An 18,664-nucleotide genomic window follows, 5' to 3' on the forward strand; every position below is an offset into this window, starting at 1 on the left:
GCTTTTATGGCTACTCTTACTCATGGGCGAAACAACATCAGGACTTCCTCATAAAATTTGCGCATGCAATACCGGATAAGTCATCCGAGCATGCATGCGCGATAGTGTAACGACTGCTATTTTACAAATGCTTATTTGAATCCGTAACGGATACCGGCAAAAACATTGGACCCTGGAGTTTGGTAAGTGCGTGCAACTTCGTACTTTTTATCCAAAACATTATTCCAACGACCGAACAACTGCCAGTCATCATTCAAATCATAGCTGGCGTGTAGATTCAGCAATGCATAGCCGCCCAAACGATTGACTTGCTTTGCTGCGTCGAAACGGGATCCAGAGAAAATGACATCGGCCCCGGATTTAAACGAACCATATTTATGACTGAAGCCTAAAGTTCCATGCAAACGAGCACGACGCTCAATCAAGGTATTAGTCGCTTTATCACGAGGGTCCTGCCAATCCAAGGTTCCATATATTCTAAAATCGGACACTTTTGTAGAGCCGCCGACCGACACACCTTTTAAAACTGCACTATTAAGGTTATAGGAACAAGAAGTTCCAAGAATGATGTTGGGACAAGGTGTTCTAGAGACAATCAAATCCGTGATCTGATTATGATAATAGGCAATACTAAAATCAGATTTCCCATCATCGTAATAAGCACCGATTTCCGTATTCTTACCTTTCTCAGGTTTGACATCAGGATTGCCAAAGTTAGGCGCAAAGTACAGGTCATTGTAAGTCGGTGCACGGAAACTGGTTCCCACGCTGCCACTAACTCTCAGTGCTTTACTTAAGCGATAACCGTAACCCAAGCTACCTGTCACGTTAGAGCCGTATGCAGAACTGTTATCGTAACGCACGCTGGCACTACCCAGATGCTCATCGCGGTTCAATTGATAAGCAAGTGCTAACGAATTATTGCTACGACTGCGGTTGTTCTGTTTTGCCTGAGTAGGGTTGACGACACTTTCCTCGCGACGCTCAACGAGTAATTGCAATACATCACTGCCAATTTTCAAATCGTTTTGCCAACTGATTTGATCTTGCGTTGAATTGTTTATAGCTGGAACTGCTGACGTGTATTGCTGTTGCTTGGAATAAGAACGAGAAAGCTGCAGCAAACTGCTCCAATTATTCGTGATCTGATTGCGCGAATAGACTGAATATACATCCACCTCGCTCACAATATATGGTTTGAAGGGTGGAATGCCATTACCGTCATACGCCGCATTATTACGGCTATTCAGGAACATAAATCCAAGCTCCTGTCCTTTGGTCAGATTCCAAGAAAATTGTCCGCTCAGATTATTCTTCGTATACGCATCTTTATCTGGATCGAAACCTGCACCAACTCTTGATGAAAAACCGTCAGCTTCCTCTTGAGAGGCATTGATAGAGTAGCGAATAACATGCTCTCCTTCAGTAGAACCTGACACTCCAGCCGTCACAACTCGCTCACCATAGGTGCCAGCACCAGCAGAAAATGTTAGTCGTGGTGCGCCACTTCCTTTTTTAGTAAAGACCTGAATTACACCACCAAGAGCATCAGCGCCATAAAAACTGCTCAATGGCCCTCTCACAATTTCAATTCTCTCAATTTGTGACAGTGGAATAGCCGACCATGCCGGACTTCCCAAAGTGGAAGACACACTACGCACACCATCGATCAAAAGAATCGTCTGTTTTGCATTCGCACCCCGAATGTAAACATCCGCATCACTGCCGGCACCACCATTTCGCTTAATTTCAATACTCCGCTGAGTTTGTAGCAAATCGATAATGGATGTTTGCCCTGATTCCGCAATTTCCTCTGCGGTAATAACAGTACTGTCAGCTAAAACATCACTAGCTTTCTGCGCGGTACGCGAAGCTGTCACCAATACTGGCGCTAACGATTGATCAGTAGGAGTTTGCGCGAAACTCAAAGGAGAAAACGCAGCAGAAACAGAAAGTGCAATGGCAAGCGGTTGGAACGCCAAATTAGCGCGCCGTAAAACGGATGAGGTCATGATTACTTTTCATAGAAACAGCATCCAGCCCACCTCCCCGCAGGCTGAATTGAAAAGAAATACCGGAACAGAATTAACGACCGAAACAAACAGGAAGCAGCACTATGCAGCACATGAGCGAATCGCGTCGCGAACCTCCCCGTTCGCAGCATTTCCACCTGTCCTGGCCGGTATCCGGGCTAGCAAGCACGAGCGCCTCACCTTCCCATGCAACTTGCACAGTGGTTTGAGAGACGATCTGTCATCGATTAAGTGACGCTTGATTACCGTTGCGGGGGCAGCACACGTTAGCCTGAGGCATCGTGTTTCCCGTTTAACTGCAGACATGAACATGTCCGCGAGCACCAAAACTGGCGACATTGTAAGGGCGTACGCTGCAGAGCGGCAACTTTGCAAGCTATTTAGCCTGAGCTTCTGTTCTATTTGTGCAACATGCACAAGGAAGAGCAAGGTTCATGAACTTCAAACAAAAAACGCATGCGATATCGGAGAAACCTCCAATATGCATGCGCTCCGATATTTCTACTTCTTATTTACAGTGAATCAAAAATCCTTACGTGCTGAGAATTTCACCACACGGCCAGCATCTGGATAAATACTGGCAGTATCGCGACATGCCCCAAAAGCCTGAGAGAAATAATTTTTGTCAGCTAAATTTGTACCTGTAACGGCGAATTCCCATGTCCCCACTCGTATCGAGTAGCGCGCATCAAGTGTTGCAAACGAAGGGATTTTCGTGCTGCAAGCATTATTGGAATCACCTGCGTAACGTTGCGAATCAATCCATTGAACACCAACATTTGCGCTTTGCCCATTACCAGGTAACCAATTCAAACGCAGAGTTGCTGTATTTTTAGGTATCAGCGTCATCTCTTTTCCTGCATAAGGGCCTTCAGTAAATTTAGCTTTTACATGCCGTAGAATTCCAGAAACAGTAAATTCTTGAGTAAGGCGAGCATTGGCCTCTATCTCAATTCCCTCATGTTTGGTTGGATCAAGATTTATGTTTGCACCACAAAACGTGCCGAAACATGGTGGACTAAGTAGATCATAATAAATTTCATTTTTTAACTTATGTTGAAACAACTTAGCAGTCAGCTTTTTCGCTTCGTTTCCTAGCGTTGCACCGACCTCCAAATCATTGGAAGTTTGCGGATTCAATGGCAAACCAGTTGATGTTCCAGAATTATCGTCCACATTTGCAATACGGTAGCTGCGACCAACTTTTGCAAAAAAACTCGCTACTGCTGACAGATCATAACTACCCTGCAAATCCCAAGCGTTTAATGAAATTTTTCGATCATAGATATTCGCACCACGTGAACTCTGATTAAATATTTCATGGCGAACGCCGGCTGCGATACGAGACTTTCCGAATCGAATCTCATCACGCACATATAACGCTTGAGCATCTTGAGATGCTTTAGCAGATCCGCTAAAGGTATCAATTGTATTTCTTCCAGATTTTCCAATATCCAGACCAATTACAAATTCGTTAACGAGGTTCCCAGTTTTAAGAATATGACGGGCACGAGGAGAGAATTGTGAGGAGCGACCATCATACGTACTTTGATAAGTTGGGGAAAAATAGTCACCTTGTCGTTCACGATAAGAAAGGTCTGCTGCAAGCTCCCAATTACCAAAACGACGTTCACCAAATAAGGTATAGAGAGTTGAATCTATAGAACCAAAATTAGATAAATCCTTCGCCTGTCTCGGATTTTGTAGAAATTGTTCCCACGTTATGCCACCTGGCAAATCAAATTTCTGATGGGATGCATCAATACGCATACCTATGCGCCCTTGATCTGATGCCCATTGCATGCCACCACTAAAGTTTTCTTGTTTCAGCGCATTGCGATCACGGTAGTTATCGGTTTGCAAAGCACCTACATTTGCATTGATTGAGAAACCATCCCAACCTTTGGACAAAGATGCCCGCACTTCTTTGCTATTACGATTACCGACTTCTGCAAAAAGCGAGCCGTGTGTACCTTTAACTCCTCGCTTAGTAATAATCTGAATCGTACCGCCGGTTGCACCTTGACCATACAAAACGCTACTGCCACCACGTACAATTTCAATACGCTCAACTGACTCGATAGGAATCGAGGACATCAATGTTGAAGCCTGTTCATTTTCGGATATGCGAATGCCGTCAACCATCACCACCATATTGTTTTCACTAGCGCCACCAAACCCACGCAAGTCAAGTACGAAGTCTGATGCGCCATTCAAATCTTGACGACCATACACGCCACCAATCTTGCGAATCGCTTGATTCACATTGCCAATCCCAGCTTCGCGAATTTGTTCGGCAGTAATCACCGTCGCGCCAATAGGAGCTTCTGTACTTTGAAAGCGTGATGCCGAGACCGTAACCGGCGCCAATTGTTGACCGCTTTCCACTTGCGCAACAGCCGGGAAAGTCAGAGTAGCGAGTGCAGAAACCAGTGCGAGCGGTTTCCATGCAGCGGTACGGTGATTTGATGATGCGGATTTCATTTTGTCTTTTCGATAAGGAGCACTCGACCTACCTCCCCGCGGGTCGAGTTCAACAAAAGAATGGGACGAGAACGATCTGAACAGCGTTGTGCAGTTTCCTGCAATTTGCTCGCTGCGACGTTCCCCGTTCGCATTGCTTTCACCTGTTCTGGCCGGTATCCGGGCTGACAAGCAAACCATCTCACCTTCCCGTACAAATAGCACAGTGGTATGAGAGATGATCTGTCACTAAAAACCAGTGACGCTTGTTTACCGTTGCGGGGGCAGCACACGTTTGCAGTAGGAGCATCGTGTTTCCCGTTTAACTGCGGACATGGACATGTCCGCGGGCACCAAAACTGCGCCATTGTACGGCTGGCGCCACTTAGCGGCAACTGCGCCGGGCTTTCTGTTCTTTGCAAACCACAATGCGGAACATGACAAATGCCGTCGGATGGGCGCGCTGATCTATAATCCAGCCTTCTCCGCTCATCCCACTCATCGCATGTTTACTCCTGACCAATTGCACACGATTTCAGCCCAACTGGCGCTCAAGTCTGACCGCACGCAATTGATTGAACTTGATGGCGCACCTATCATCGTCAAGCAACTGGAAGCACCGCTCAAACATTGGGGTTATCCAGTACTGAATACCCTGGCGCGCTTGCTCGGCCAGCCTATGCTGCGTGCTGTTCCCGCTCCGGGTGGTAGCGAGGCGCAGGCGATTGAAATTGCACGCTTGCGCTCCCTTGCTGCTGCAGGTGTTTCTGTGCCTGAAGTGCTGCACGTCACGCCGGAATGGTTTGCTCTCTCTTTCCTCGGCGCGACTTCGGTCGATCAGTTGCTGCGACAACAGCCTGAGCAAGGACAACAACATTGGGAAAATGGATTGCAGGCGATTCTGGATTTGCATCGTCTTGGCCAAACTGCGAGCCAATGTTTTGCGCGCAATATGATTGCGCACGAAGGTCAAATCAGCTTTATCGATTTTGAAGATGATCCAAGCAAGGTCATGCCGCTAGCAGCTGCACAGGCACGCGATTGGCTGCTGTACCTGCACTCGACTGCTTATATCTTGAATATGAAAACGCAAGACATCGCGCAGGTTTTTCTGGGATATGTGCAGCAGGATGATGCCGCTGTTCAGCGCGAAGTAAAACGTGCGGCGCGTGCCTTCGGCTGGCTACGCATCTTGCCGAACAAGCGCAAGCCGTGGGGTCGTGATGTGGTATCGGCTCAGGCTGCGGGACAAGTTCTGCACTTCATCGCCAAGCAGAATACGTAGGCAACACACTCGTCGCGGCCCAGATACAGAGGCGGTTGTAAAAGCAAGGTGGCTAGGCGTGCCGACGCAGGCAGTACGAGTAGTACGACAAGAAGGCACAACAACGCCAAGTTGATTTTACAACCGCCTCTTAGCAATCAACGACCAGCACTTCACCGTAACGAATCTTGTGCGGCTTCTGCGCCGCATACATCGCCATCTCTGGGACGGATAAACCGTGTTCGCACGCTGCCAGCAAGCGGATGATGCCGGCATGGCAAATCACGATGGCGTGTTCAATCTGCAGGCTGCTTAATTCATCGCGGAATGCACGTACACGATGCGCGACTTGCATCACGCTCTCGCCACCACCCGGTTGATAATCGACCATATCGTTAGCCCATGCATCGATGGATGCACGTGGAATATCGTCCCAGGCGCGCATTTCCCAATCACCGAAATGCATTTCTGCCAGACGCTCGTCATAGGTCGGTGTCGGGCAACCCAAGGTTTGTGCCAGACTTTCCGACAACTCCGTACAACGTCGCAGCGGACTGGAAAACAAGGTTGCATTCTTCGGCAGTATCGGCAGCAAGGAAGCATGTGCCGATGCCAACTCTTCCGCGGCCACAGCCAAATCAGTGCGGCCATAGCAAGTATTGGCAGCAACAATAGGCCGTGGATGACGGACGAGATAAAGATGCATGTTGGACCTCAATAGGCAATCACAGCCAATACGCCAAGATAAAACGCCACTTCAGCAACTTGCTGGACAGCGCCCAGACAATCGCCGGTATAGCCTGCGATACGACGTTGGAACATGCGTGCCAGCCAGAACGACGCCAGAGCAGCGAACAGCACGCCAGTGGCAACACTCAGTACAGACAGCAAACCCGTGAGACAAAGTAGCAAAATTGGCAACAATGTAATGCCCGCCGCAATGCCAAACTCACCGTTAGACATCTGTTGTGCAATTGGTTTCGCTTTGCCGTCGGCTTTTACATATTCCATGCGCCAAACCAGACTGATCGCAGCCAGACGCGAGAGCGGATGCGCAACCAGCAAGACCAATACAACTGCCGTTGATGGCAAGCTGGAAAGAGTCATCCACTTCAACGCCAGCATCAAACCTATTCCAATCGCGCCATACGCACCTATGCGCGAATCCTTCATGATCTCCAGCGCACGCTCTGCGGTCGTACCACCACCCAAGCCATCGCAGGTATCGGCAAAACCATCTTCATGGAAAGCGCCCGTCAGATAGATACCGGCAATTGTTGATAACAGAACTGCTATCGATTGCGTCCACAACAAGGAGCCAATCGCATACACAATGATAGTAACCAAGGCCACGACAAGCCCCACTGCCGGGAAGTAGCGCGATGCATGTTGCAACCATTGCGCATCAAAGCCGACCCAGCGTGGAATAGGAATGCGCGTAAAAAACTGCAAGGCAACAAAGAACAGACGCAGTTGATGCATACAACGCGCGCCAAAACTTGTTTGAGGGATGATTTCTAATTCCATAATATGTTTACGCAGTCTGCTTGCTAACGTCTGCCGATTCAAAGGTTGCCATCTCACACAGGAAATTCACCGATGCGTGCAGCAGCGGCAATGCCAACACACTGCCGGTTCCTTCACCCAGACGCAAACCCATTTGCAGTATAGGGCGGCCGCCAAGATGCGCGAGCATTTGTCTATGGCCGTGCTCGTCAGAACAATGTGCGAACACGCAATAATCGAGGATCGCCGGCTGCAAACGCGCAGCAACCAGCAAGGCACTCGTAATGATGAAACCATCGATCAGCAAGACCATACGGCGTTCCGCTGCAGCCAACATCGCACCAGCGATCATCGCAATCTCGAACCCGCCAAACGTAGCCAGAATATCCAGTGGTGCACCGCCCGCAACAATCGCGGCATGATGCGCAACAGCATCTTGCACAACTTTTTGCTTATGCAAGATACCGTCCTGCGCCAAGCCTGTACCTGCACCCACGCATTCCGCAGCGGGTAACTTGGTCATCGCATGCATGATGGCTGCAGCGGCTGTGGTGTTACCGATGCCCATCTCGCCAAAACCAAGTACATTGCCTTTCAATCCTGCAACCAACTCCGCGCCGTACTGCATGGCTTGCGCGCATTGCTCTACGCTCATCGCCGGTTCCTGTGCAAAGTTACGTGTACCGTGCGCCACCTTGCGATCAAGCAAACCATCGCGTTTGCCAAAGTCATGATTCACACCAGCATCAACGATGTGCAGTGCGCAATGATTCTGCCGCGCAAATACATTGATCGCTGCGCCGCCAGCCAGGAAGTTCTCCACCATCTGCCAAGTCACGCTTTGCGGATAAGCAGAAACGTTTTCTGCCACGATGCCGTGATCACCGGCAAAAACGAGCAGCGCCGGAGCTATCAACTTAGGCTGCGTTGTCTGCTGGATCAGACCAATTTGCTTGGCCAGTGTTTCGAGCATGCCGAGGCTGCCCAGCGGTTTGGTTTTGTTATTGATCGCAGCATCAAGTGCAGCGGATAAAACAGGATTCTGTGTTGAATAAAGAGTAGTCATGCTTGATGTGCTGCGTATAGCGCACGATCCTTAGAATAAATGTAATACCTTGACAACAATTTACGGCCTCGATACGGACAAACGTGCACGTTATCGATGCCAAAAAATGCTGGGCGAATAAAAAGTTGTTGCAGTGTAGGCGCGAGGGTAAGCCGCGTCAAACCTCAGCTTTTAAGCCAAACGCAAGCAGCGTACACAAGATCTCTAAAACCGACAGTAGCAAGAAGTGAATAGGATGGCAGTTGGCCATGACAAGGCGATTACAGAATTACAACAAGGACACGGCTATTTAACAAAATTTTGCAAGTGTTGCCAACCGTCTCCAACTTACATTGAATTGCTATGCGCCCCTCTGAAATCTGGGTATTATTGCCCTAGGTCAACGTGCAAAAGTGCGCGTACCAAAATCCATCGCCTGCTGCATAAAAAGCGCCATTCTTTATCAGGTGCAGCGCGTTTTGTTTTGCCGATCAGGCCACATACGCGACAACAAGCAGCAGTGCAAAATGGATAAACGACAGGGAAAGGTATTACATGAGCGGCGACGTAGATGATTTTGATGCACTGTTTGAAGAGATTTCCGCGCAACGTGCAGAAACCGTAGCGGCAGTAGCGCCGGCGGCAGCTCCTCCAGCTCCTGTAGTCGAAGCAGTACAGAACACTGCACACGTTGCAGCGGCAACACCAGCCCCAACATTGGAAGAAGATGGTACTGAGAAGCCGATGTACGAACGCCTGGGTGGCATAGTCCGTTTGTTGCATGACTCGCTGCGTGAGCTCGGTTACGACCGTTCACTGTCTGATGTCGCATCACAGATTACCGATGCACAAGGCCGTCTCGAATACGTCGCCACATTGACCGAACAAGCCGCCAACAAGGTCTTGAATGCCATCGATGTCGGCATGCCGGAACAAGATGCCTTGTCCAAAAGCGCTAAGGATATGGATACGCGCTGGACACAATTATTCGAAGGCAAACTCAGCGTCGATGAATTCAAAACGCTGGCCAACGATTCCCGTCAGTTCAACGCCAAGGTAGTCGAAGTAACCGAAGCAGAAAAAGCTCGCCTGCTGGAAATCATGATGGCGCAGGACTTCCAGGATATTACCGGTCAGTTGATCAAGAAAATTGTCACCATCACGCACAAGGCTGAAACCGAACTGGCTCAGCTTCTGCGCGACAACGCACCACCTGAAGTCAAGGCAGCCGTCGAGCACAAACCAGTTGAATTGATGAACGGTCCATCCGCACCTACCATCGCCATGGTGCAGGATGATGTCGATAGCCTTCTTGCCGATCTGGGGTTCTAATGGATGACATGCTCAAGGATTTCGTCGTTGAAGCGTTGGAGCTGGCGACGAATGTAGAAGAGCACCTGCTCACACTGGAGCGGAATCCGGGCGATCTCAATACGTTGAACGCAGTCTTCCGTTCATTCCACACAATCAAGGGTGGTGCCGGCTTCATGAATTTGCCGGCGATGGTATCGGCATGTCATTTAACTGAAAATCTGTTCGATGCGCTGCGTACTGGTCAAGTGCCGGTCACACCGATTGCGATCGAAGCTGCACTGCAAGCCAGTGGTTTTGTCGCTGATCAATTGGGCGAACTCGCCAACGGTGCACAACCGGAAAGTCTGTCCGCCATGCCAGCATCGCTGGAAGAAATTTTGAACAGCGCAATCGAAGGCGAAGCACAAACAGCTGCTGTTGTTGAGCCCGCAGCAATCGCGCCCCCCGCTTCAGCAACTATGGATAGCGATGGCATCGACTGGAATGCCTTATACCTTGCTGTTGTGCCAGCCGGCACTGCACCAGAGCTTGCTGCCGTGGCAGTGGCACCGCAAGCTGCACCAGCCGAAGCACCTGCAGCTAAAGTATGGGATGGCGTCGACCGCCGTGGTGGCGATGCGAAACAAGCCTCTGCACCTATCAAGGAAGACAGCATCCGTGTTGACGCAGTCAAGCTCGACACCTTGCTGGAAGTTGCCGGCGAGTCGGTACAAGCCGCCAATCAAGCCAGCGTACTGCTGGAAAAACTCGCACAATTCCCGGTGGAAGGACATGCCGCAACCCTGATGGCAGCACTGGCAGAAACATTGAATCGCGCTTCACGCTATTCAACAGAATTGCAGCGCGCCACATTGGCGACACGCATGCAACCAGTCGGCAAACTGTTTCAGAAATTCCCGCGTCTAGTACGTGAGTTGGCCAAGGATTTGGGCAAAGACGTCGAGCTGCAAATCGAAGGTGCAGAAACCGAAGTCGATCGCGTCGTCGTCGACAGTTTGTACGATCCATTAGTACACATGCTGCGCAACTCACTCGATCACGGCATTGAAGACAATGCGACGCGTATTGCCAGCGGCAAATCGACCAAGTCGGTTATTTTGCTGAAAGCATGGCAGGAAGCCAGCAGCGTCATGATCGAAATTTCCGATGATGGCAAAGGGATGAATGGCGAGCAGTTACGCGCCAAGGCAATTTCCAAAGGATTGATTTCCGATACGGCAGCACAAACGCAGGAAGAAATGCTGCAGCTGGTTTTCCTCCCGGGCTTTTCCACCAAAGAAGTCGCCAACAGCGTATCCGGCCGCGGTGTCGGTATGGACGTGGTAAAAACTGCGGTAGAAAAACATCGTGGTGCCATCACCATCGATTCCACACTCGGCGTCGGCACGCGCTTCTCGATTCGTCTACCTATTGAATTGTCCATCGTTCCTACGATGCTGGTACGCAGTTCTGACGCAGCGCTGGCGTTACCTATGGCGATCGTGCAACGCGTAGTGGAACTGCCGGAAGAATTTGAAAAAGTTGGTGGTGCGCCTGTATTGCGCGATCAAGGCAGACCATTGCCAGTACGTTCGCTGGCTGGCGCACTCGGCTACGAACTCGGCGTAGAACGCGTCGGAATTGTTATCGCAGCACCGCAACCTTACATTCTGTCTGTCGGCATAGTCGAAGGTACAGCGGATCTGGTCATCAAACCGATGACTGCCATTAGCGTCTCCGGCATTGCCGGTACTGCGCGTTCGGCAGAAGGTGAACTGGTTCTGGTGATCGGCCTGTCCTTCCTGCTAGACGGCTGCCGTTCAACGCCTAAGCTGGCAGCATAAAACTACAGGCGTGATGCTCAAAAGAGCATCACGCCTGTCAGTTACTACTCAAGCATTACCGCGTTTTCTTACTTCCCTTGGCTTTGCTTGTGGCTTTGACTACCTTCACAGCGGCCTTCGCCTTACCCTTGCCTTTTTCCGCTAGGAATACTTCATAGAATTCAGTCGCCATGTTACGAATCGCGCGGCCTATGTTGGCGTAGTCGTATTCATTGAGATTGGCTAGTGACACACGTCCGGATGGATGAGTAGTGCCAAAGCCGCGCCCCGGCAACAGGATGACCCCAGTCTCTTCCGCCAGACGGAACAAGGCTTCATTCGGTTTCAGTTTCTTCAGTAGCCATTGCGAAAATTCCTTGCCGTGCATTTGTTCGGACAGCGACTCCATATCCAGCAAATGGTAGTAGCGCACCGAATTAGGATCGTGTTGCATAGGCAAGCCCAGTTCACGATACAAGGCTTGCTTGCGTCGCAATACGATGCGCTTCATTTCAGCTTTGTAGCTATCCGCTTCATCCATCAGCGCGAACAGTGAGAACAAATTCATCTGCGCCTGCACAGGTGTCGACAAACCTGCAGTATGGTTAAGTGCCACGGTACGGCTGTCGGCAACCAGACGGTCAATGAATTTCAGTTTGCGTGGCTCGGTAGTAATCGAGTGATAGCGTGCGTCGAGTTCCTTGCGCAGGTTCTCCGGCAACTTGGCAATCTTGGCATCGAGGATATTGTTTTCATGTGTCGCCACCACACCCATGCGCCAGCCTGTTGCACCGAAGTACTTGGAGAACGAATACACCAGGATGGTGTTGTAAGGACATAGTGCAAACAGCGAGACGAAATCATCGGCAAATGTGCCATACACATCGTCCGTCAGGATGATGAGGTCAGGACGTTTCTTGACGATCTCGACGATGTAGGCGAGCATCTTGTCATCGATCTTGACTGAAGGCGGATTGCTTGGATTGACGAGGAAGAAGGCTTTTACTTTTGGATCGAGCAGCTTGTCCAATTCCTTCTTGGTGAATTGCCAGTTATTCGATTGCGGCGCATCGATGGACATTTGCACCAGCTTGTAATCATTAAGCTGTGGAATTTCGATATATGGCGTAAAGATAGGCATACCGAGTGCTATGGTATCGCCTTCCTTGATCAGGTGATTCGCCTTCATGCTGGCGAACAGATACGTCATCGCTGCGGTGCCGCCCTCCACCGCATACATATCAAAGTTACCGACAAACGGATGCGTACCGATCATTTCCTTGTGTATGTACTTGCCAACGATTTTTTCGCCCAGCGTGAGCATGCGATCCGGTACCGGGTAGTTACAACCGAGTATGGCTTCACACATTTCATAAAGGAAATCGCCGGCAGACAGGCCGAGTTGATCGCGTACATATGACACAGCTGCTTCAATAAAGCGTATGCCCTGCACACCAGCATGATGCTTGGCGAATATTTCAAAACGCGCTTCAATTCCATCACGTTGCGGAAAGCCGCCCACATCCTTCATGTAAATATAAGAACGTTCCGCCTCGGTCATCGCGAACAGACCGAACTGGAAGAAGCCGTGACGTGGCGTTGTCGCCAGAAAATTAGGATTACCACGCCCCGCATTCAACATCAGTTGATTGCTTTTCTTGGCCGTTTGAATCAAGGCATCTTTCAATTCAAAAGGGCTTAATAATGCAAGTTTGTCTGGGTTGCTAAAGTCCATTTGCGTTACTCCTTATCAAGAATGAGAAGCCCTGCACGGGCAGCTTCGGAATGTTGCATGCACTACGTTCATCAAACAAAAGCCACGATCAGCGGCCCAAGTAAAGTCAGGAAGACATTTGCCAACGCATAAGTGATGGCGAAAGGAACCGTCGGAATCGAGTTCTCCGCCTTGTCCAGCACTTCACCAAAAGCAGGATTAGCACTGCGTGAGCCACTCAATGCACCGGCGAAGACAGCGGTATTGTCATAGCGCAAAATATAGCGCCCTATCAGCATGGTCAGAATCAAAGGCACGATGGTGACCACGACACCCACACCAAACAGCGTCAAGCCATGTTCCTTGACGGTCTGCACAGCCTGCAAGCCGGAAGTCAAACCAACGACGACGACAAAGCCTGCCAGACCAAGATCCTTGAGTATCTGCACCGCACCACTCGGCATCGCACCAAAGGTTTGACGCTTGGCACGGAACCAACCGAATAGAAGACCAGATAACAATGCCCCGCCACCGCTACCCAATGTCAGCGGTATCGAACCTATACGTGCCGTCAACAAGCCGATAGACAGACCGACGACCAGGCCAGCCCCCAGATATACAAAGTCAGTTTTGACACTAGGAACAATGACATAACCAACCAAGGCAGCAACGCGCTTCACGTCTTGCTCTGAGCCATAAATCGTGATCACGTCGCCCAGTTGCACTACTGTTTCCGGCTGTATCGGCAACACCTTGCCCATACGACTGATCTGCACCACATAAATGCCGTGACGCACACCATTCGCAGTCTGGCTGCGTATCTCACCCACTGTTTTGTTGTCATACTCTTTATTAGTGAGCACCACTTCTCTACGCTGCATGGTGAGCTCCATGCCTTCTACTGCGTATAATTCCTTGCCCAGTTGTGCAGCTACACCGACCATGGCTTCACGCCGACCTACGACAAGAACAATGTCACCCACTTCCAGCATCAACTGCGGTGTCACCTCGATGATTTGTCCGTGACGCTTGATGCGTTCTATCGTGATGGAGACATTTGGATTGGCGCTTTCTATATCAGCCACGGTATGCGCATTACCCTCCGTGATCTGATACATACGACCGACCAGATCAGGTGCAGCAGCATGCTGACCAGGACCGAGAACCTGCACACCTGCCTGCATCGCCGTTTCTGCCTTGACAGCATCTTCCTTGATGCCGCGCCCCATCAGCTTGGGCAGAATATTCACGCAAACAATGATGGCGCCAAAGGAACCGAACACATAGGTCACCGCATAACCCACCGCAACATTACCCTGCAAGCGAGCTACTTCATCTGCGGCTAATCCCAGTTTGGCAATCGCATCGCCAGCTGTGCCGATAATGGCTGATTGCGTCAAACCACCGGCAGCAACACCCGCTGCCAAGCCCTTATCCAGACCGAACAGTTTTGCCATCACTACGACAGTAATCAAGGCCGTAATTGCCAACACTGCGGCAAGAATAATTTCTCTTACCGATTGCTTGCCTAAGGAATTGAAAAACTGCGGTCCGCTTTCATAACCAACGGCATAGATGAACAAGGCGAACAGCACAGCCTTGACGCCAGGATCGATTTGCACGCCGACCTGACTCACGATCACGGCAACTAGCAGAGAACCCGCCACACCACCCAGCTGGAATTTTCCGAATTTTATTTTTCCTATGTAATAACCAATTGCCAGCGATAGAAACAACGCTATCTCGGGCGACCTTTTAAACAATTCATGTAGCCATTCCATGGTGACCACCTTTCGGTTTGATGAAACAAAAAATAGACCGCATATAAAAATCAAGAATCAGGTGTGCCTCTTTTAACCAGCAACTTTGTATTTTTTAAAATAGGAAAAATCACTGTCGATGGAGCAATCCAACGAGCCCCACAATCAACGGCCCCATCAAGGGCAAGACTACGTTGGAAATCGCATAAGTAATGGTGTAACCAAGAAGAGGTGTGGAATTGCCAGCGGCGTTTTGTACCGCACTCAAGGCTGGTGTGCTGCATTGCTGACCGGCGATTGCGCCCAGCAATATCGGTGCTTCCAGCTTGAGAATAAAGTGACCAACCAATAAGGAAATGGATGCAGGCATGACTGCAATCGCGATGCCCAGCAAGGGCAAGGCAATGCCATATTGCTTGATCAAGGTAATGGCCTGTGGCCCTGAAGCCAGACCAACACAGGCAATAAAACTGGCCAAGCCTATGTCTTTCATCAACGCCAATGCATCGGGATGTATACCCTGCAAGGCAGGATGCTTGGATTGATACCAACCGAAAAACAAACCCGTCAGCAAAGCGCCGCCGCCCGTACCAAGCGAGAATGGAATTCCACCCAACTTGATGCTGAAGCTGCCTATCAACACGCCCAATACAATACCTAGTCCGGCGTACACAATATTGCTGCGATCGCCTCTTTCCAGATGCACACCGATCAGCGATATAGCTTCCTCAGTTGCTGATGCTTTTGCGTTAGCTGATCCATACAATTGGATCACGTCATCCAATTGCAATTCCAGATCAGGCAAAGGTGGCAAATGATATTCACCACGCACTACCCCTGCGACATGCATACCAATCGGCAATCCGATATCACGTAAATGCCTGCCGACCAATGCTTTGTTTTCTAGCAGCGCTTCTATGGTTTGCACGGCCATATTCAAGCCGGCAGTATCAGCAAACTCCATCCCCAACAAAGAAGCGGCTGTTACCAATGTGTGTCGATTACCGATCACCAGCACTTCATCTCCGCTATGCAGTACTAAAGTTGGCGCAATCGTTAGTCTATGTCCGGCACGGCGCACACGCTCTATGCTGGCTTGCCCTGCAAACAAATCATGCAATTCTGCGACGCTGCGACCAGCACCAACATCAATCCGGTAAACACGACCGACCATTGCAGGTGTAGCACTCACTTCATCGGTCGAGGTTTCTTTGCCGCCCATCTGCGTCCACAATTTGTCGGCTTCTTCACGCAAATTGATCCGCAACAGCAATGGAAAAATCTGACTCGTTACGATGACTATCGTAATCAGACCAAAGATATAAGTAATGGAATAAGCGGTAACGACATTGGCCTGCAATTGCTGAATTTCTGCCGCAGGCAAAGCCAGTTTGGAAATGGCATCGGTAGCCGTACCAACGACAGCAGATTCGGTGGCAGCCCCTGCCATCATGCCGGCAGCAGTACCCGCATCAAGATTCAGAAAATAAGTCGCCGTCAGCACCAATGCCAACACAACGACCACTTCGATCAGACACAACAAACCGAGGCGCAAGCCTTTGAGATTCAGATTGGAGAAAAACTGAGCGCCACCAGCATAACCAAGGGCGAAGATGAACAACATGAAGAAAACATTTTTGACGCCGGCATCCAGCGCGATGCCTAGCTGCCCGATGAATAGCGCCGCAATCAGCGTGCCGCAAACACCGCCCAATTGAATTGGACCGAATTTGATCTGTCCCACGCCATAGCCAATCGCGAGGGAAAGGAACAAGGCAATTTCGGGAACCTGCCGCAGTGTGTCCGTTATCGAACCGAGCATAGGCACTTCTTTCGAATTCGCAGGGTTGCTACAAAATGACTAGGGAGCATGAAGCTCCCACTGCACTCTATATCGCCCTATCTCCACCAATAGAAAGCTGCACTTAAACGTCTTGGTTCAGGATAGTTCACTGCCTCCAACCCAAACCCGTATTCTCTTGCTCACGTCAACAACAAGTACTGCATACACAGAACTGATTTCGGCAAGCCTATCATATTGCCTTGTTAAAGGTAAATTCGCGAGAATGACTGATATCACATACATTTCATAAATAAAAAAAACGAGCGACCTATACGGCAGCTCGTTTCTCTCTGTACATGCTACTTAAAAGTCTTATGCGATAGCAGAGTTTGGATTCTCAGACAATACGCATTTCATCTAAGACAATTAGTCATCCTTTGCGCCATCTATACCCAGCTCATGAATTTTGCGTGTGATGGTATTACGACCAATACCCAAACGCACGGCCGCATCGTTCTTGCGACCATGTGTATGTTTCAAAGCGGTCTTGATCAAGGTTGATTCAAATTGACGACCCAGAGCATCCATCACTTCCGGCTGCCCGGCAGCCAGCAAAGCAGCTGCTTCAGCTTCCAGCAACGATATCCAGCTACTCGCTTCTACTGGCGCACTACTCGGTACAGCAGCAGCTTGATAGCCATTGCTGGAATTCGTACTCTCGTCCAGCGCGTGATACGTATTGCCAGCAGGTGGACTTGCAGGAAGTGTAGCTAATGTAGATGCCGCAAAGGCCTGGCCTTCCGTCAACTCGTTCGGCAAATCCTTGGCTTCTACTGTTTGACCCGGTGCCATCACCGTGATCCAGTTGCACAAGTTCTCCAACTGACGCACGTTACCTGGCAATTCCAGACTGCTCAGGAATTGCATCGCACCTTCGGACATGCGTTTGACTTCCACGCCCAATTGCTTCGCACTTTGTTGCAGGAAGTGACGCGTCAAGATAGGAATATCTTCGCGACGTTCGCGCAAGCTAGGCAGGCGCAAGCGAATCACATTCAAGCGATGATACAAATCTTCGCGGAACAAACCTTCGCGCACGCGATGTTCCAGATTCTGATGCGTTGCAGCGATCACGCGTACATTCGCCTTCAAAGGTTGGTGACCACCGACGCGATAGAAATGACCATCGGACAGCACACGCAGCAAACGTGTTTGCAAGTCAAAAGGCATATCGCCGATTTCATCCAGGAACAAAGTACCGTTCTCTGCTTGTTCAAAGCGACCACGACGTGTTGCTTGTGCACCGGTAAAAGCACCGCGCTCATGACCAAACAATTCTGATTCCAGCAAATCCTTAGGAATCGCTGCTGTATTCAATGCGATGAAAGGTTGTGATGCGCGTGGGCTGTGTTTATGCAAAGCACGGGCCACCAATTCTTTACCAGAACCGGATTCACCTGTGATCAACACCGTTACATTCGATTGTGACAAACGACCGATGGCGCGGAAGACGTCTTGCATCGCCGGTGCTTGTCCCAAAATTTCTGGCGTCTCGGCCGACACTTGTTCGACGCTGGTTTCGCGCAGACTTTCTTCCAATGCGCGACGTATCAATCCAACTGCATGGTCAATATCAAATGGCTTGGCCAGATATTCAAACGCGCCACCTTGGAATGCTGCAACTGCAGAATCCAGATCGGAGAATGCAGTAATGATGATGACAGGCAAGCCAGGATGTTTGGCTTTAACGGCTTGCAGTAATTCGAGACCAGATTCCCCAGGCATGCGGATATCGGAAACCAATACTTGCGGCGCACCGGTTTTTAAAGCCTCCAGTGCATCACGTGCATTGGAAAAACTTTTGGTTGGAAGATTTTCGCGCGCCAGCGCTTTTTCAAGGACCCAGCGGATCGACTCGTCGTCATCAACAATCCAGATTGGTTTCATATGTTTATAGTGTCCCGCGTCATGTGGCTAGGT

Annotated in this window: 12 protein-coding genes and 2 riboswitches; of the genes, 3 read left to right on the forward strand and 9 right to left on the reverse strand. The window is 49.9% G+C overall.

The window, feature by feature from the left end; genetic code table 11:
* Positions 1–131: 131 nt before the first annotated feature.
* Together BQ6873_RS06525 and BQ6873_RS06530 are read right to left on the reverse strand one after the other, a co-directional pair.
* Positions 132–2,012: a TonB-dependent receptor domain-containing protein gene (locus tag BQ6873_RS06525; RefSeq protein ID WP_076591925.1), complete on the reverse strand. Its 1,881-nt coding sequence runs from the start codon at positions 2,010–2,012 to the stop codon at positions 132–134.
* Between the two features lie 148 nt (positions 2,013–2,160).
* A riboswitch (cobalamin riboswitch) is annotated at positions 2,161–2,376 on the reverse strand.
* A 179-nt stretch (positions 2,377–2,555) separates the two neighbouring features.
* Entirely contained in the window at positions 2,556–4,517 is a 1,962-nt protein-coding gene (locus tag BQ6873_RS06530; RefSeq protein ID WP_076591926.1) for a TonB-dependent receptor, read from the reverse strand.
* A gap of 133 nt (positions 4,518–4,650) precedes the next feature.
* Positions 4,651–4,869, reverse strand: a riboswitch (cobalamin riboswitch).
* Between BQ6873_RS06530 and BQ6873_RS06535 the strand changes: the two genes are divergently transcribed.
* Positions 4,837–5,781, forward strand: a complete 945-nt coding sequence (locus BQ6873_RS06535) for a lipopolysaccharide kinase InaA family protein (RefSeq protein ID WP_231949292.1) — start codon at positions 4,837–4,839, stop codon at positions 5,779–5,781. (Overlaps the previous riboswitch by 33 nt.)
* A 130-nt stretch (positions 5,782–5,911) precedes the next feature.
* Here BQ6873_RS06535 and BQ6873_RS06540 read toward each other — a convergent pair whose 3' ends face one another.
* The 3 genes from BQ6873_RS06540 to cobT are packed head-to-tail and all read right to left on the reverse strand — an operon-like array spanning position 5,912 to position 8,332.
* Positions 5,912–6,466, reverse strand: coding sequence for a histidine phosphatase family protein (locus BQ6873_RS06540; protein WP_076591927.1), 555 nt, complete (start codon positions 6,464–6,466; stop codon positions 5,912–5,914).
* A gap of 8 nt (positions 6,467–6,474) precedes the next feature.
* Entirely contained in the window at positions 6,475–7,242 is a 768-nt protein-coding gene (locus BQ6873_RS06545) for an adenosylcobinamide-GDP ribazoletransferase (RefSeq protein ID WP_076593981.1), read from the reverse strand.
* A 52-nt stretch (positions 7,243–7,294) separates the two neighbouring features.
* On the reverse strand, positions 7,295–8,332 hold the full coding sequence (cobT, locus tag BQ6873_RS06550; RefSeq protein ID WP_076591928.1) for a nicotinate-nucleotide--dimethylbenzimidazole phosphoribosyltransferase: 1,038 nt from the start codon (positions 8,330–8,332) through the stop codon (positions 7,295–7,297).
* Positions 8,333–8,866: 534 nt separating this feature from the next.
* Here cobT and BQ6873_RS06555 point away from each other — a divergent pair.
* Together BQ6873_RS06555 and BQ6873_RS06560 are read left to right on the forward strand one after the other, a co-directional pair.
* The gene (locus tag BQ6873_RS06555) at positions 8,867–9,643 is read left to right on the forward strand and encodes a protein phosphatase CheZ (RefSeq protein ID WP_076591929.1); all 777 of its coding nucleotides are present in this window, start codon (positions 8,867–8,869) and stop codon (positions 9,641–9,643) included.
* Positions 9,643–11,448: a chemotaxis protein CheA gene (locus tag BQ6873_RS06560; RefSeq protein WP_076591930.1), complete on the forward strand. Its 1,806-nt coding sequence runs from the start codon at positions 9,643–9,645 to the stop codon at positions 11,446–11,448. Before BQ6873_RS06555 ends, BQ6873_RS06560 begins: the two co-directional genes overlap by 1 nt.
* A gap of 55 nt (positions 11,449–11,503) precedes the next feature.
* Here BQ6873_RS06560 and BQ6873_RS06565 read toward each other — a convergent pair whose 3' ends face one another.
* From BQ6873_RS06565 to ntrC, 4 genes are all read right to left on the reverse strand, one after another.
* A complete protein-coding gene (locus BQ6873_RS06565) occupies positions 11,504–13,162 on the reverse strand; it encodes a bifunctional aspartate transaminase/aspartate 4-decarboxylase (protein ID WP_076591931.1) in 1,659 nt (552 codons plus the stop codon).
* Positions 13,163–13,233: 71 nt separating this feature from the next.
* The gene (gene aspT / locus BQ6873_RS06570) at positions 13,234–14,922 is read right to left on the reverse strand and encodes an aspartate-alanine antiporter (RefSeq protein WP_076591932.1); all 1,689 of its coding nucleotides are present in this window, start codon (positions 14,920–14,922) and stop codon (positions 13,234–13,236) included.
* Positions 14,923–15,031: 109 nt separating this feature from the next.
* Positions 15,032–16,723 (reverse strand): aspartate-alanine antiporter, encoded by a 1,692-nt coding sequence (aspT, locus tag BQ6873_RS06575; RefSeq protein WP_076591933.1) that lies wholly within the window; start codon positions 16,721–16,723, stop codon positions 15,032–15,034.
* A gap of 387 nt (positions 16,724–17,110) precedes the next feature.
* On the reverse strand, positions 17,111–18,631 hold the full coding sequence (gene ntrC, locus BQ6873_RS06580) for a nitrogen regulation protein NR(I) (protein WP_076591934.1): 1,521 nt from the start codon (positions 18,629–18,631) through the stop codon (positions 17,111–17,113).
* Positions 18,632–18,664 lie beyond the last annotated feature (33 nt).

It is taken from the genome of Herminiimonas arsenitoxidans, from assembly GCF_900130075.1.
Taxonomy (GTDB): domain Bacteria; phylum Pseudomonadota; class Gammaproteobacteria; order Burkholderiales; family Burkholderiaceae_D; genus Oxalicibacterium; species Oxalicibacterium arsenitoxidans.

Bases quoted from the DNA above. Each gene is read 5' to 3' on its own strand.
- BQ6873_RS06525 (WP_076591925.1), bottom strand. From the start codon at position 2,012: ATGACCTCATCCGTTTTACGGCGCGCTAATTTGGCGTTCCAACCGCTT.
- BQ6873_RS06555 (WP_076591929.1), top strand. From the start codon at position 8,867: ATGAGCGGCGACGTAGATGATTTTGATGCACTGTTTGAAGAGATTTCC.
- cobT (WP_076591928.1), bottom strand. From the start codon at position 8,332: ATGACTACTCTTTATTCAACACAGAATCCTGTTTTATCCGCTGCACTT.
- ntrC (WP_076591934.1), bottom strand. From the start codon at position 18,631: ATGAAACCAATCTGGATTGTTGATGACGACGAGTCGATCCGCTGGGTC.
- BQ6873_RS06535 (WP_231949292.1), top strand. From the start codon at position 4,837: ATGTCCGCGGGCACCAAAACTGCGCCATTGTACGGCTGGCGCCACTTA.
- BQ6873_RS06540 (WP_076591927.1), bottom strand. From the start codon at position 6,466: ATGCATCTTTATCTCGTCCGTCATCCACGGCCTATTGTTGCTGCCAAT.
- BQ6873_RS06565 (WP_076591931.1), bottom strand. From the start codon at position 13,162: ATGGACTTTAGCAACCCAGACAAACTTGCATTATTAAGCCCTTTTGAA.
- aspT (WP_076591932.1), bottom strand. From the start codon at position 14,922: ATGGAATGGCTACATGAATTGTTTAAAAGGTCGCCCGAGATAGCGTTG.
- aspT (WP_076591933.1), bottom strand. From the start codon at position 16,723: ATGCTCGGTTCGATAACGGACACACTGCGGCAGGTTCCCGAAATTGCC.
- BQ6873_RS06560 (WP_076591930.1), top strand. From the start codon at position 9,643: ATGGATGACATGCTCAAGGATTTCGTCGTTGAAGCGTTGGAGCTGGCG.
- BQ6873_RS06530 (WP_076591926.1), bottom strand. From the start codon at position 4,517: ATGAAATCCGCATCATCAAATCACCGTACCGCTGCATGGAAACCGCTC.
- BQ6873_RS06545 (WP_076593981.1), bottom strand. From the start codon at position 7,242: ATGCATCAACTGCGTCTGTTCTTTGTTGCCTTGCAGTTTTTTACGCGC.